Origin of the sequence: Mesorhizobium ciceri WSM4083, from assembly GCF_000519305.1 — a bacterium.
GTDB lineage: Bacteria > Pseudomonadota > Alphaproteobacteria > Rhizobiales > Rhizobiaceae > Mesorhizobium > Mesorhizobium ciceri_B.
In genome coordinates, this window is sequence record NZ_JAFG01000005.1 from 659,807 (window position 1) to 672,962 (window position 13,156).

Genomic DNA, 13,156 nt, shown 5'->3' on the forward strand with positions numbered 1-13,156 from the left:
TTCACCCTGTCCAGAAACACGGAATTGGTCCAATCCACGGCCTTTTTCCGTCATTCGAACCGGCCCTATTTCGCCGCCAAAAACGCAAAACCGCCGGCACTGGGCCGGCGGTTTCGAAACGCAATAACACGGAACTCGATTACATAAGCCTGAGATAATAGAACGCGATTATGGCCGAACTCCGGCCGGCCTGGCGTGCGAAGCTGTTACATCGCGCCGGACTCTTCCTCGAAACCGTCATCATCGCCGCGCTCAGGGCCGCCATTCTCGAGGAATTTCTCGGCGATCAGCCCAGCATTCTGCCTGATCGACAACTCGATCTCGCGTGCCGTGTCGGGATTGTCACGCAGGAACAGCTTGGCATTTTCGCGGCCCTGGCCGAGACGCTGCGAGTTATAGGAAAACCAGGCGCCAGACTTCTCGACAATACCAGCCTTGACGCCGAGATCGACCAGTTCGCCGGTTTTGGAGACGCCCTCACCAAACATGATGTCGAATTCGACCACCTTGAAGGGCGGCGCCAGCTTGTTCTTGACCACCTTGACGCGGGTCTGGTTGCCGACGACCTCGTCGCGGTCCTTGATCGAGCCGATGCGGCGGATGTCGAGGCGCACCGAAGCGTAGAATTTCAGCGCATTGCCGCCGGTGGTGGTTTCAGGCGAGCCGAACATGACGCCGATCTTCATGCGGATCTGGTTGATGAAGATGACCATGGTGTTGGAGCGCGAGATCGAGGCGGTCAGCTTGCGCAGCGCCTGGCTCATAAGGCGGGCCTGCAGGCCGGGCAGCGAATCGCCCATCTCACCTTCGATTTCGGCGCGTGGCGTCAGCGCCGCGACCGAATCGACCACCAGCACGTCGATGGCGCCGGAGCGCACCAGCGTGTCGCAGATTTCCAGCGCCTGCTCCCCGGTGTCGGGCTGCGAGATCAGCAGGTTTTCGAGATCGACGCCGAGCTTGCGGGCATAGACCGGGTCAAGCGCGTGCTCGGCATCGACGAAGGCGCAGATGCCGCCCTTCTTCTGGGCTTCGGCCACGGTGTGCAGCGCCAACGTCGTCTTGCCCGAGCTTTCCGGCCCGTAGATCTCGATGATGCGGCCGCGCGGCAGGCCACCGACGCCAAGCGCGATGTCGAGGCCAAGCGAGCCGGTCGGCACCGTTTCGATCTCGACGACCTGATCGTTGGCGCCGAGCCGCATGATCGAGCCCTTGCCGAAAGCCCGCTCGATCTGCGACAGCGCCGCATCCAGAGCCTTTGATTTGTCCACTGCCTTGTCCTCTACCAGCCGCAAAGAATTCTGAGCCATGATACATCACCCCTTGGTCGTCAATGAAGGCCGGACAATCCGTAATCCCTGCCTATTTGTACCTTTTTTGTTCTCATTTGACAAGAGGGATCAAGTATCTGAATAACAAACAATATCCGGATTTGTTCTTTTTTTGTCCAAGGGATTCGATCAGGGATGCACACGTTGGGCCAGACGGCTCGGTTGTTTCGATCTGCCGAATCGCCGCCTTGCATGCGAAGCTCCGTCGCACAGCGTAGCGCTTGCGCGGCTGGAACAACAAAGGTCATATCGCCGGCATGCTGAAATCCGCGAAAATACTGGCCATAGGCGGCGCCCATATCGACCGGCGCGGCCAGGTGTCCGGGGCTTACGTGCCCGCCGCCTCCAATCCCGGCACGATGCGCGAGGATGTCGGTGGCGGCGTCTTCAACGCCTTGCGCAGTGCCGTGCGGCGCGGCGTCTCCGCGTCGCTGATGTCGGTTCGCGGCGGCGATGCTGCCGCCGACACGGTGTCACGGGCCATCGCCGAGGCAGGCATTGCCGACCTGTCGGCGGTCTTCCTCGACCGCACGACGCCGAGCTACACGGCGCTGATCGACAGCGAGGGCGAGCTCATCGTCGGCTTTGCCGACATGGCGCTCTATGATTTGGCGTTTCCCAAGCAGATCAGGCGCTCCAGGGTGCGAGAGGAAATCGCTGCCGCCGATGCGATCCTGTGCGACGCCAACCTGCCCTCTTCGGCTCTGGAACGGCTGGTCGCGCTCGCCGCGGGCAAGCCGGTTTTCGCCATTGCCATCTCGCCGGCCAAAGTGGTGCGGTTGATACCGGTGCTGAAGGAGCTCTCGCTGGTCTTCATGAACCGGCGCGAAGCCATGGTGCTGGCCGGCGTCGCCGCGAATGCCACGGAGCGCGAAGTCGTGGACGGGTTGCGATGCAGCGGCCTCGTCAGCGGCGTGGTGACGGCGGGCGGCGGGCCCATGCTGGGCTTCGATGACGCCGGCGCCTTCTCGATCCTGCCGCCGCCGCCAAGAAAGGTCGCCGACGTCACCGGCGCCGGGGATGCGCTGGCGGGCGCAACGGTCGCCGCCTTGCTGCGGGGGCTGCCGCTGCGGGCAGCTCTGCGCGAAGGCATTGCCGGGGCGACACTTGCCATCGAAAGCGCCAACGCCGTTCCGGAGTTCACCGCGGCGAGCTTCGCGGAAGCGTTGGCTCTTGTGCCGGATGCCAGGGAAGTGGCATGAGACCGGCAAATTCATAGTGCCGGAGTTTTTCGCGCCCAAGTGGATGCGCTTCACTCCGGATTGGAGATAAAAATGACCCCTGAGACCGCCCGCCCCTTCATCGACATCCACGCGCCGGTGGCGCAGGCCCTGGCTGCCGGCCGGCCGGTGGTGGCGCTGGAAAGCACCATCATCACCCATGGCATGCCCTACCCCGACAATGGCGCCATGGCGGCCGATGTCGAAAAGATCATCACCGACGGCGGCGCCGTGCCGGCGACGATCGCCGTGGTTGGCGGCCGCATCAAGATCGGGCTTTCGGACGGCGAGCGCGAATCGCTGGCGATGACGGGCGACGCGATGAAACTGTCGCGCGCCGATCTCGGTTTTGCCGTGGCGCAAGGGCGCACCGGTGGCACCACGGTCGCCGCCACGATGATCGCGGCGCATATGGTCGGCATAAAAGTGTTCGCCACCGGCGGCATCGGCGGCGTGCACAAAGGCGCCGAAAAGAGTTTTGACATTTCCGCCGATCTCGACGAGTTGGCGCGCACCCCGGTCATTGTCGTCTCTGCCGGCGCCAAGGCGATCCTCGACATCGAAAAGACGCTGGAAGTGCTGGAAACGCGCGGCGTGCCGGTGATCGGCCATGGCTGCGAGACGATGCCGGCCTTCTGGTCGCGGCATTCGCCGTTCCGCGCACCGCTGACCTTGCACGAGCCGGAAGAGATCGCGCATTTCTACCAGACGAGGGCAGCGCTGGGGCTCGCCGGCGGCATGCTGATCGCCAATCCGGTGCCGGAAAACCATGAAATCCCGGCTGAGGAGATGGCGGGCTATATCGACGCCGCGCAGAAGGCCGCCGAGGCACAACATGTCACCGGCAAGGCGGTGACGCCGTTCCTGCTGGGAAAGATCCTCGAACTGACCGGCGGCAGGAGCCTGAAGACCAACATCGCGCTGGTGGAAAACAATGCCAGGCTGGCGGCGAGGATTGCGAAGGCGCTGTAGGCCAGCGTCCCAAGGCTGGCATCACTTCCCCGCCCGCCGCCCCGCCTCACAAGCCCGGCGTGCCCACACCGTCATCTCGTCGGGATCATCGAGCGCGCTGTCGGGAACGCTCCAGTAGGGCATGGCGACCAGCTTGCCGTGGCGCGAGCCGGTATAGGTCCATTGCGTGCATCCGGCGGCCTCGAACTCGGGGGCGCTTTGTTCGTCGGCCTTCAGCAGCAATTCTCCGCGCAGCACGATGGCGACGATGACGCCGTCGAAATAGATGCCCTTGCCGCCGAACAGTTTTCGGATGCTGACAGGGCCGAGGCCCTCGAACAGTTCGGCGATGCGCTCATTGTCCATGCCGCGATCATGTCACCGGCATTTGGCCTTGTCATCGCCGCAACCAAAATCATGCTGACAGGTTGTGTGAGGTCGATCGGAGTTTCCCGCCATGCCCGTCCTGCTCAAAGGCTCCTGCCGCTGCAATGCCGTCCGTTTCGAGGTGGAGAGCCACACGCCGGCGCCGTTCATGCTGTGCTACTGCTCGATCTGCCGCAAGCAGCAGGGCGGCGGCGGGTTTGCCATCAATCTCGGTGCCGACAACGAGACACTGAACATCAGGGGCAAGCGCAGCCTCGGCGTCTTTCGGGCGGAGATCGAGGACGACGAGCATCCGCATTGCGAAATCTCGACCGGCGAGCGCAATTTCTGCAAGAAATGTGGATCAGCCCTTTGGCTCTACGACCCGACATGGCCGGAGCTGGTGCATCCCTTCGCTTCGGCGATCGACAACGACCTGCCCATACCGCCGAGCCGGGTGCACCTGATGCTGAAATACAAGGCGAACTGGGTTGAGCCGGTGGTTGGCAAGCACGACAAGGTCTTCGACGTCTATCCCGAGGAATCGATCGCCGACTGGCACAAGCGGACGGGCATGTGGGTGGATTAGCCCCGTAAACGGGCGAAGGAGGGTCAGGCGGAGGCGCGTGCCTCTGCCAGCGCCTTCAGGTCGGCCGGCTTCAGTTCGACGGATTCGCCGCAGCCGCAGGCCGAACTCTGGTTCGGATTGTGGAAGGTGAAGCCGGTGCGCAGCGTCGTCTGCTCGAAATCCATCTCGGTGCCGAACAGGAATAGCGCTGCCTCGGGCGCCACATAGACATGCGCGCCGTCGCGCTCGATATGGTCGTCCTTGGTATTGGGCTCGGTCACCAGATCGACCGTATATTCCATGCCGGCGCAGCCGCCCTTCTTGATGCCTAGGCGGATGCCGTGCGCGCTGTCGCGGGTGGCAACGATCTCCCGCACCCGGTCGGCGGCCTTTTCGGTCATCGTGATGACGGCGAAGCGTCCCATGTTTTTCCTTCTCCATTCCATGCAGGTTCAAGGCCTGCCGAATGATTCCTCACCTAAAATGGTGAAGTTTTATCCTTGGTGCAAGTGTGCCAGCCTCTGTCGGGCTAGTACCAACCCACCGCCACCTGCGCCTCTTCCGACATGCGGTCGGCCGACCATGGCGGGTCGAAAGTCATGTTGACCTCGACGCCGGACACGCCTTCGACGGCGCCGACGGCATTCTCCACCCAGCCGGGCATTTCGCCGGCGACAGGGCAGCCCGGAGCGGTCAGCGTCATGTCGATCTTGACCGAGCGGTTGTCCTCGATGTCGATCTTGTAGATCAGGCCGAGCTCGTAGATATCGGCCGGGATTTCCGGATCGTAGACCGTCTTCAGCGCCGAGACGATGTCGTCGGTCAGCCGCGCCAGCTCGTCGGCTGGAATGGCCGATCCCGAAACCAGCGCATTGGGCGCGGTTTCCGGAGTGGTCTCGGCAGCGATGCTTGCATCATCCATGGTCGTCACCCAAAAAACTCGTCATCCGAAGAATTTGCGCGCTTTTTCAAGCGCCTCGGCCAAAGCGTCGACTTCGGCCCTGGTATTATACATGCCGAACGATGCCCTGCATGTGGAGGTTACACCAAACCGTTTCAACAGCGGCTGGGCGCAATGCGTGCCGGCGCGGACTGCAACGCCTTGCCTGTCTATCACCATCGACACGTCGTGCGCATGAATGCCTTGCAGCTCGAACGAGATGATGGCGCCCTTGCCGGGCGCATCGCCGAAGATGCGCAGCGAGTTGATGGCGCGCAGCCGCTCATGCGCGTAGTTCTTGAGGTCTTCCTCGTGTGCGGCGATGCGCTCGCGGCCGATCGTTTCCATATAATCGAGCGCGGCACCGAGCCCGATCGCCTGGACTATCGGCGGCGTGCCGGCCTCGAAGCGGTGCGGTGGCTCGTTGTAGGTGACGATGTCTTCCGTCACCTCCTCGATCATCTCGCCGCCGCCCATGAAGGGCCGCATGCCGGACAGAATGTCCTTCTTGCCGTAGAGCACGCCGATGCCCGACGGGCCATAAACCTTGTGCCCGGTGAAGACGAAGAAGTCGCAGTCGAGATCCTGCACATCGATCGGCATATGCACGGCGCTCTGGCTGCCGTCGACCAGCACCGGAATGCCACGCGCATGCGCGATCCGCACGATCTCCTTGATCGGCGTCACCGTGCCCAGCGCATTCGACATCTGTGTGATGGCGACCAGCTTGGTGCGGTCGGTCAGCCGCTTCTCGAATTCCTCGATGTGGAAGACGCCGAGATCGTCGACCGGCACCCAGACCAGCTTGGCGCCCTGCCGCTCGCGGATGAAATGCCACGGCACGATGTTGGAGTGGTGCTCCATGATCGACAGCACGATCTCGTCGCCCTCGCCGATGTTGGGCATGCCATAGCCATAGGCGACCGTGTTGATGGCCGAGGTTGTGTTCGACGTGAAGATGATGTTGTCGGTGCTCGGCGCATTGAGGAAGCGGCGCACCGTCTCTCGCGCCTTTTCGTAGGCATCGGTCGCGGCGTTGGACAGGAAATGCAGGCCGCGATGGACGTTGGCGTATTCTTGGCTATAGGCGTGCTGGATGGCGTCGAGCACCGCCTGCGGCTTTTGTGCCGAGGCGCCATTGTCGAGATAGACCAGCTTCTTGCCATAGACTTCCCGCGACAGGATCGGGAAATCGCGGCGGATCGCTTCGACGTCGTAGAAATCTCCGATCTTGCCCGGTGCGTTCATCAAATCACCCGTGCGCCGCGAACCAGTCGTCGAGCCGCGCCTCCAGCGCCTCGACGATCGCTTCATCGTCCAGTTCCTCGATCACCTCGGCGACGAACGCCTTCACGAGCAAGCCCCGCGCGCTTTTCTCGTCGACGCCACGCGCCATCAGGTAGAACAGATGGTTGTGGTCGATTTCGGTGACCGTCGCGCCATGGCCGCAAATCACGTCGTCGGCGAAGATTTCAAGCTCCGGCTTGGTCGAGAATTCGCCGTCATCCGACAGCAGCAGCGTGTTGCAGGCCATCTTGGCGTTGGTCTTCTGCGCATATTGATGGACGTTGATGCGACCCTGGAAGACGCCGCGCGCCTTGCCCGTCACCACGTTGCGGATAACTTCCGTCGAGGTCGTGTGCGGCACGGCATGGTCGAGCACCATGGTCACGTCGGTATGGGTGTCACCGGCCAAAAGGTTGATGCCGCGCAGTTTGAAATCGGCGCCTTCGCCAGTCGTCCTGACCATGATCTCCTGGCGCACCAGTCTGCCGCCGGCGTTCATGACAAACAACGTCAGTTTCGCATTCTTGCCGATATGGGCCTTGAACTGCGCCAGATGCGTCGCCGTTTCCGGCTGCTCCTGGACGATCAGCCACGTCACCTCGGCGCCCTCGCCGAGCACCAGCTGGCTGACCGAGCTGCCCAAGGCAGCGCCGTCACCCGTCTGACGTTCGACGATGACGGCCTTGGCGCCGGCGCCGACACGAACGGCCAGGCGCACATGGGTCTGTCCGCCGGCCTGCAGGTTCTGCAGCTCGACCGGCTTTTCAAGTTCCACACCATCGGCGATGTCGACAAAATACCCGTCGGCGACGAAAGCCGTGTTCAGCGCGCCGATGGCGTCGTCGCTGCCATAGGGATCGAGCCCAGCTGCTGCGCTGCCGTCGATCAGCTTTTCCGACAGGCGCTGGAAAGAGACGCCTTCAGGAGCCGGCACTTTGGCGTCGGACTTGCCGTTCAGGATCGATGCCACAGTGGAACCGTCGACGATCGGTGCAATGGCTTTGGCCATGGCGGCCGGGTCGAAGTCCGGCACGGTATTCAGCAGCCGGCGCAGGTCGGTGTAATGCCAGGATTCGACACGCCGCGTCGGCAGGCCGTGCTTGATCGTCTCGATGGCGTCGTCGCGCTTCAGCATCACCGCGCCGTCACCCGGCAGCAGCGACAGCCGGTCGCCGAACGCGTCGATCAACGCCGTCTCGGCCGGTGTCCGCTGCGGTTGTGTGTGCATGTTCATCGGTATTACCTCTGGCATCTCACGCGGCTTCGCCGATCACGCCGGCATAGCCATTGGCTTCCAGGTCGAGCGCCAGCGACTTGTCGCCTGACTTGATGACCTGGCCCTTGTAGAGCACGTGCACGGTGTCGGGCACGATGTGCTCAAGCAGGCGCTGGTAGTGGGTGATCACCAGGAACGCCCGGTCCGGCGCGCGCAGCGCGTTGACGCCGTCGGACACGATCTTCAGCGCATCGATGTCGAGGCCAGAATCGGTCTCGTCGAGCACGCACAATTTCGGCTCCAGCAGCTTCATCTGCAGGATCTCGGCGCGCTTCTTCTCGCCGCCGGAGAAGCCTACATTGAGCGGCCGCTTGAGCATCGCCATGTCCATGCTGAGCGAGGCGGCGGCTTCCTTCACGCGCTTCAGGAATTCCGGGATCTTCAGCGGTTCCTCGCCACGTGCCTTGCGCTGCTCGTTCATCGCCACTTTCAGGAATTCCATGGTGGCAACGCCCGGTATCTCCATCGGATACTGGAAAGCGAGGAAGATGCCTGACGTGGCGCGCTCGGCCGGATCCATTTCGAGGATCGACTGGCCGTTGTAGAGGATGTCGCCTTCGGTGACCTCATAGTCCTCGCGGCCGGCGAGGATGTAGGACAGCGTCGACTTGCCCGAGCCGTTCGGCCCCATGATCGCGGCGACCTCACCGGCCTTCACCGTCAGGTTCAAGCCGCGGATGATTTCGGTGCCGTCATCGACGATGCGGGCGTGCAGATTCTTGATCTCAAGCATTCTTTTGTTTCCTGAATATGTATCCGGTCAGCCGACCGAGCCCTCAAGCGAGATACCAATCAGCTTCTGCGCTTCGACAGCGAATTCCATCGGCAGCTGCTGGATGACGTCCTTGACGAAACCATTGACGATCAGCGCAATTGCTTCCTCTTCGGGGATGCCGCGCTGCATGACGTAGAATTTCTGGTCCTCGGAAATCTTCGAGGTCGTCGCTTCGTGCTCGAACTGCGCCGTCGAGTTCTTGGCTTCCATGTATGGCACGGTGTGCGCGCCGCACTGGTCGCCGATCAGCAGCGAGTCGCAGTTGGTGAAGTTGCGGGCGTTGGTCGCCTTGCGGTGCGCCGAGACCTGGCCGCGATAGGTGTTCTGCGAGAAGCCGGCGGCGATGCCCTTGGAGATGATGCGGCTCGACGTGTTCTTGCCGAGGTGGATCATCTTGGTGCCGCTGTCGACCTGCTGATAGCCGTTCGATACCGCAATCGAATAGAACTCACCTTGGGAATCGTCACCGCGCAGGATGCAGCTCGGATATTTCCAGGTGATCGCCGAACCTGTCTCGACCTGCGTCCACGAGATCTTGGAGCGGTCGCCACGGCAGTCGCCGCGCTTGGTGACGAAATTGTAGATGCCCCCCTTGCCCTCGGCGTCGCCGGGGTACCAGTTCTGCACCGTCGAGTATTTGATCTCGGCATCGTCGAGCGCCACCAGTTCGACGACGGCGGCATGCAACTGGTTCTCGTCGCGTTGCGGCGCCGTGCAGCCTTCGAGATAGGAGACGTAAGCCCCCTCCTCGGCGATGATCAGCGTGCGCTCGAACTGGCCGGTGTTCTTCTCGTTCATGCGGAAATAGGTCGACAGCTCCATCGGGCAGCGCACGCCCTTGGGCACGAAGACGAACGAGCCGTCGGTGAAGACAGCGGAATTCAGCGTGGCGTAGTAATTGTCGGAGGTCGGCACGACCGAGCCGAGATATTTCTTCACCAGCTCCGGATGCTCGCGGATAGCTTCCGAGATCGAGCAGAAGATGACGCCGGCCTGCGCCAGCTCCTTCTTGAAGGTGGTGACGACGGAGACGGAATCGAACACGGCATCGACGGCGACGCGGCCCGATTTGTAGACATTGTCGCTGACTTCCTCGAGTTCCGAGGCGTCGGTCTTCTGCACGCCGGCAAGGATTTCCTGCTCGCGCAGCGGAATGCCGAGCTTCTCGTAGACCTTCAAGAGTTCGGGATCGACATCGCTCAGCGAAGTCGGGCCGGGCGTGCTCTTGGGCGCCGCGTAGAAGTAGATGTCCTGGAAATCGATCTTGGGATAGTGGACGCGCGCCCAGGTCGGCTCGTCAAGCGTCAGCCAGCGGCGATACGCTTCCAGACGCCATTCCAGCATCCAGGACGGTTCGTCCTTCTTGGCCGAAATGAAACGGATGATATCTTCGCTGAGGCCCTTGGGGGCCTTATCGACAGCGATTTCGGTCTGGAATCCGTATTTGTATTGGTCGACGTCGATCTTTCGGACCCGATCGATCGTGTCCTGCACAGCAGGCATATGCGTTCTCCATCCACGCCGGGGTCAAGGCCCGACAGTTTTCAAACTATGGCACCGCCAAAAACGAACCCCAAAAAGGCGCTCGCGGCAGCGTAAGTTTCATATAGTGCGCTTCGACCGGAAATTCACCCGGCCAGTATGAAACGCACGGCTCTACCAGGCCGAAAGGCCCAAATTCGTCCAACCGCTACGCGGCCCGTTCTCTATCCGCCCTACGTGCGGCAATAGCCGCAAGCGCGGTGCGGAAAAGCTCAACGTCTTCCGCGCCGGTCGCCGGTCCGATCGACACCCGCAAGGCGCCGAGACTGTCACCGCAGCCCATTGCTTTCAGCACATGGCTCGGTCCGACCTTGCCCGACGAACAGGCGGAGCCGGCCGACAGCGCTACACCGGCCAGATCGAAGGCGATCTGCGCGGTTTCGGCTTTGACGCCCGCAATAGCGAAGAATGCCGTGTTGGCAAGCCTTGGCGCACCGGTTCCAAAGATTTCCGCGTCCGGCACGAGCGTTTTCACGATGGCTTCGATCTCGTCGCGGCGCCGGCGCACCGCATCCATGGCCGGCAATCCGGCCAGGGCCTCGCGGGCGGCCGCGCCAAAACCGGCAATGGCAGCCAGGTTTTCAGTGCCGCCGCGATGGCCCTTTTCCTGGCCGCCGCCATTGATCAACGGCTTCGGCATCATCAAATCGGAAGCCGCGACGATGGCGCCGACGCCCTTGGGGCCACCGATCTTGTGCGAGGACAGAATCAGATAATCGGCGTAACCCGCTGATAGATCGGTCGAAACACGCCCTACGGCCTGCACGGCGTCGACAATGAGGATGCCGCCCGCCGCCTTGACGATCGCGGCGATGCGATCGATCGGCTGGATGACCCCGGTCTCGTTGTTGGCGGCGTGGATGGCGACCAGCGGCAGGCCCTCGCTCTTGTCGTGACCGCCGAGCGCCGACGCCAAGGCGCCGAGATCGGCGATGCCGTTGGCGTCGACACCGATCCGGGTAACCTGCGCTGCCGGGAAGTGTCCGCCGTTCAACAGGCAGGGATGATCGGCCTCCGACACGTAAAGCCGGCTCATACGCACCGTGCCGCGCCCCATCCGCCAGTCGGGTGACAGCAGCGTCGAGGCTGCTTCCGTGGCGCCGGAGGTGAACACGACATGCTCGGGCTTGGCGTTGACGAGCGCCGCCACGTCACGCCTGGCGGTTTCGATCAGACGGCGGGCGGCGCGCCCTTCGGCGTGAACCGATGACGGATTGGCGGCGACGTCAAGAGCCGCGACCATAGCTTCGCGGGCCGCGGCAAGCAGCGGCGCACTGGCATTATAATCGAGATAGGCGCGTTTTGCGGCCATTTTCGTCCGTCAAGTCCCGTCAGAAGCCATTCCGCTGTCGTATGGCGTTATTTCCTTGAAATTCCAAGGCGAGCCGTCCTATTTACGCGGCTTGCGGCGCGGGTGGCCGGGCTCGATGTCTTGCCACCCAGTTTTGAACAATTCTAAACTAGCTTCTAAGAAGACGCTCGCCCTGCGTCAAGGCCAGAGGAAACGTTCCAGGCACCGCGCATTCGTATTACCCAGTGGAGTATTTTATGCCTGAGGTCATTTTCACCGGTCCTGCCGGCCGCCTGGAGGGTCGCTATCAGCCTTCCAAGGAAAAGAGCGCGCCGATTGCCATCGTCCTGCACCCGCACCCGCAATTCGGCGGCACGATGAACAACAAGATCGTCTACGACCTCTTCTACATGTTCCAGAAGCGGGATTTCACTACGCTGCGCTTCAATTTCCGCGGCATCGGCCGCAGTCAGGGCGAATTCGATCACGGCACCGGCGAGTTGTCGGATGCCGCCGCGGCGCTGGATTGGGTGCAGTCGCTGCATCCCGATTCCAAGAGCTGCTGGGTCGCCGGCTATTCCTTCGGCTCCTGGATCGGCATGCAGCTTCTGATGCGCCGGCCGGAGATCGAAGGCTTCATCTCGATCGCGCCGCAGCCCAACACCTATGATTTCTCGTTCCTGGCGCCCTGCCCGTCATCTGGCCTGATCATCCATGGCGATGCCGACAAGGTGGCGCCGCCGAAGGATGTGCAGGGCCTTGTCGACAAGCTGCACACGCAGAAGGGCATCACCATCACGCAAAAGACGTTGCCCGGCGCCAACCATTTCTTCGCCAACGATGCCGACCTGCTGCTCGAGGAATGCGCCGACTATCTCGACCGCCGGCTGGCCGGCGAATTGTCGGATCCGCGCCCGAAGCGGCTGAGATAGACAAGGAAAGAACGGACGGCGATGTACGAGCCTCCTCATTTCAGGGAAACGCGGCCGGAAATCCTGCACGGGCTGATCCGGACGCATCCGCTGGGCCTGTTGGTTTCCAACGGGCCCGAGGGGCCGGTCGCCAACGCCATCCCGTTCCTGCTCGACGCGGAAATCGGGCCGAACGGCAGGCTGCGCGCCCATCTGGCGCGGGCCAACCCGCAATGGCGCCTGTTGGCCGACAATCCCGCATCACCCGTGCTGATCGTCTTCCAGGGCAGCGATGCCTATGTGACGCCGTCCTGGTACGAGACCAAGCGCGAGACCGGCAAGGTGGTGCCGACCTGGAATTATGCCATCGTGCAGGTCCGCGGCACCGTCAAGGTGATGGATGACCAGGACTGGCTGGCGCAGCAGATCGCCGATCTGACTGTCTCCCAGGAAGGCGCCCGCGCCGCGCCCTGGGCGGTGACCGATGCGCCGGAGCCCTTCATCCAGTCGCAGATCAAGGGCATTATCGGGCTGGAAATCGAGATCAGCGAAATCCACGGCAAGTGGAAGGTCAGCCAGAACCGGCCGGTCGCCGATCGCGTCGGCGTTGCACAGGGGCTGGAAAGCGAAGACCACCAGTCGCCCGGCATGGCCGGCCTGGTCAGATCCTATGGCGGACTGGACGGCAACTGAACTTCGAA

The 13,156-nt window shown here is 62.6% G+C and carries 14 protein-coding genes; 5 read left to right on the plus strand and 9 right to left on the minus strand.

The window, feature by feature from the left end; genetic code table 11:
• Positions 1 to 206: 206 nt before the first annotated feature.
• Positions 207 to 1,307 carry a recombinase RecA gene (recA, locus tag MESCI2_RS0113070; RefSeq protein WP_027036993.1) on the minus strand — a complete coding sequence of 367 codons (1,101 nt, stop codon included), beginning with the start codon at positions 1,305 to 1,307 and terminating at the stop codon, positions 207 to 209.
• A 278-nt stretch (positions 1,308 to 1,585) separates the two neighbouring features.
• Here recA and MESCI2_RS0113075 point away from each other — a divergent pair, with 278 nt between their 5' ends.
• Positions 1,586 to 2,530, plus strand: a complete 945-nt coding sequence (locus MESCI2_RS0113075; RefSeq protein WP_027036994.1) for a carbohydrate kinase family protein — start codon at positions 1,586 to 1,588, stop codon at positions 2,528 to 2,530.
• A 72-nt stretch (positions 2,531 to 2,602) separates the two neighbouring features.
• Entirely contained in the window at positions 2,603 to 3,520 is a 918-nt protein-coding gene (locus tag MESCI2_RS0113080; RefSeq protein WP_027036995.1) for a pseudouridine-5'-phosphate glycosidase, read from the plus strand.
• Between the two features lie 21 nt (positions 3,521 to 3,541).
• Here the strand turns inward: MESCI2_RS0113080 and MESCI2_RS0113085 are convergent, their stop codons facing one another.
• A complete protein-coding gene (locus tag MESCI2_RS0113085; protein ID WP_027036996.1) occupies positions 3,542 to 3,865 on the minus strand; it encodes a TfoX/Sxy family protein in 324 nt (107 codons plus the stop codon).
• Between the two features lie 91 nt (positions 3,866 to 3,956).
• Here MESCI2_RS0113085 and MESCI2_RS0113090 point away from each other — a divergent pair, with 91 nt between their 5' ends.
• Complete coding sequence (locus tag MESCI2_RS0113090) at positions 3,957 to 4,454, plus strand: GFA family protein (RefSeq protein ID WP_027036997.1); 498 nt, start codon at positions 3,957 to 3,959, stop codon at positions 4,452 to 4,454.
• Positions 4,455 to 4,477: 23 nt separating this feature from the next.
• Here the strand turns inward: MESCI2_RS0113090 and sufA are convergent, their stop codons facing one another.
• From sufA to MESCI2_RS0113125, 7 genes are all read right to left on the minus strand, one after another.
• Entirely contained in the window at positions 4,478 to 4,858 is a 381-nt protein-coding gene (gene sufA / locus MESCI2_RS0113095; protein WP_027036998.1) for a Fe-S cluster assembly scaffold SufA, read from the minus strand.
• A 104-nt stretch (positions 4,859 to 4,962) separates the two neighbouring features.
• On the minus strand, positions 4,963 to 5,355 hold the full coding sequence (locus MESCI2_RS0113100) for an SUF system Fe-S cluster assembly protein (RefSeq protein WP_013532157.1): 393 nt from the start codon (positions 5,353 to 5,355) through the stop codon (positions 4,963 to 4,965).
• Between the two features lie 21 nt (positions 5,356 to 5,376).
• Positions 5,377 to 6,621, minus strand: a complete 1,245-nt coding sequence (locus MESCI2_RS0113105) for a cysteine desulfurase (protein ID WP_027036999.1) — start codon at positions 6,619 to 6,621, stop codon at positions 5,377 to 5,379.
• A 4-nt stretch (positions 6,622 to 6,625) separates the two neighbouring features.
• On the minus strand, positions 6,626 to 7,894 hold the full coding sequence (gene sufD / locus MESCI2_RS0113110; RefSeq protein WP_050596549.1) for a Fe-S cluster assembly protein SufD: 1,269 nt from the start codon (positions 7,892 to 7,894) through the stop codon (positions 6,626 to 6,628).
• A gap of 19 nt (positions 7,895 to 7,913) precedes the next feature.
• On the minus strand, positions 7,914 to 8,669 hold the full coding sequence (sufC, locus tag MESCI2_RS0113115; protein ID WP_027037001.1) for a Fe-S cluster assembly ATPase SufC: 756 nt from the start codon (positions 8,667 to 8,669) through the stop codon (positions 7,914 to 7,916).
• A gap of 27 nt (positions 8,670 to 8,696) precedes the next feature.
• Complete coding sequence (gene sufB / locus MESCI2_RS0113120) at positions 8,697 to 10,214, minus strand: Fe-S cluster assembly protein SufB (protein WP_027037002.1); 1,518 nt, start codon at positions 10,212 to 10,214, stop codon at positions 8,697 to 8,699.
• A gap of 187 nt (positions 10,215 to 10,401) precedes the next feature.
• Positions 10,402 to 11,565 (minus strand): cysteine desulfurase family protein, encoded by a 1,164-nt coding sequence (locus MESCI2_RS0113125; protein ID WP_027037003.1) that lies wholly within the window; start codon positions 11,563 to 11,565, stop codon positions 10,402 to 10,404.
• Between the two features lie 236 nt (positions 11,566 to 11,801).
• Here MESCI2_RS0113125 and MESCI2_RS0113130 point away from each other — a divergent pair, with 236 nt between their 5' ends.
• Together MESCI2_RS0113130 and MESCI2_RS0113135 are read left to right on the plus strand one after the other, a co-directional pair.
• Complete coding sequence (locus MESCI2_RS0113130) at positions 11,802 to 12,476, plus strand: alpha/beta hydrolase (RefSeq protein WP_023669128.1); 675 nt, start codon at positions 11,802 to 11,804, stop codon at positions 12,474 to 12,476.
• 21 nt (positions 12,477 to 12,497) lie between these two features.
• On the plus strand, positions 12,498 to 13,148 hold the full coding sequence (locus MESCI2_RS0113135; RefSeq protein ID WP_027037004.1) for an FMN-binding negative transcriptional regulator: 651 nt from the start codon (positions 12,498 to 12,500) through the stop codon (positions 13,146 to 13,148).
• Positions 13,149 to 13,156 lie beyond the last annotated feature (8 nt).

Excerpts from the sequence above, each read along its gene's own strand:
- MESCI2_RS0113090 (WP_027036997.1), top strand. The coding sequence starts at position 3,957 with ATGCCCGTCCTGCTCAAAGGCTCCTGCCGCTGCAATGCCGTCCGTTTC.
- recA (WP_027036993.1), bottom strand. The coding sequence starts at position 1,307 with ATGGCTCAGAATTCTTTGCGGCTGGTAGAGGACAAGGCAGTGGACAAA.
- MESCI2_RS0113100 (WP_013532157.1), bottom strand. The coding sequence starts at position 5,355 with ATGGATGATGCAAGCATCGCTGCCGAGACCACTCCGGAAACCGCGCCC.
- MESCI2_RS0113125 (WP_027037003.1), bottom strand. The coding sequence starts at position 11,565 with ATGGCCGCAAAACGCGCCTATCTCGATTATAATGCCAGTGCGCCGCTG.
- MESCI2_RS0113075 (WP_027036994.1), top strand. The coding sequence starts at position 1,586 with ATGCTGAAATCCGCGAAAATACTGGCCATAGGCGGCGCCCATATCGAC.
- sufC (WP_027037001.1), bottom strand. The coding sequence starts at position 8,669 with ATGCTTGAGATCAAGAATCTGCACGCCCGCATCGTCGATGACGGCACC.
- MESCI2_RS0113130 (WP_023669128.1), top strand. The coding sequence starts at position 11,802 with ATGCCTGAGGTCATTTTCACCGGTCCTGCCGGCCGCCTGGAGGGTCGC.
- MESCI2_RS0113135 (WP_027037004.1), top strand. The coding sequence starts at position 12,498 with ATGTACGAGCCTCCTCATTTCAGGGAAACGCGGCCGGAAATCCTGCAC.
- sufB (WP_027037002.1), bottom strand. The coding sequence starts at position 10,214 with ATGCCTGCTGTGCAGGACACGATCGATCGGGTCCGAAAGATCGACGTC.
- sufD (WP_050596549.1), bottom strand. The coding sequence starts at position 7,894 with ATGAACATGCACACACAACCGCAGCGGACACCGGCCGAGACGGCGTTG.
- MESCI2_RS0113080 (WP_027036995.1), top strand. The coding sequence starts at position 2,603 with ATGACCCCTGAGACCGCCCGCCCCTTCATCGACATCCACGCGCCGGTG.
- MESCI2_RS0113085 (WP_027036996.1), bottom strand. The coding sequence starts at position 3,865 with ATGGACAATGAGCGCATCGCCGAACTGTTCGAGGGCCTCGGCCCTGTC.
- sufA (WP_027036998.1), bottom strand. The coding sequence starts at position 4,858 with ATGGGACGCTTCGCCGTCATCACGATGACCGAAAAGGCCGCCGACCGG.
- MESCI2_RS0113105 (WP_027036999.1), bottom strand. The coding sequence starts at position 6,621 with ATGAACGCACCGGGCAAGATCGGAGATTTCTACGACGTCGAAGCGATC.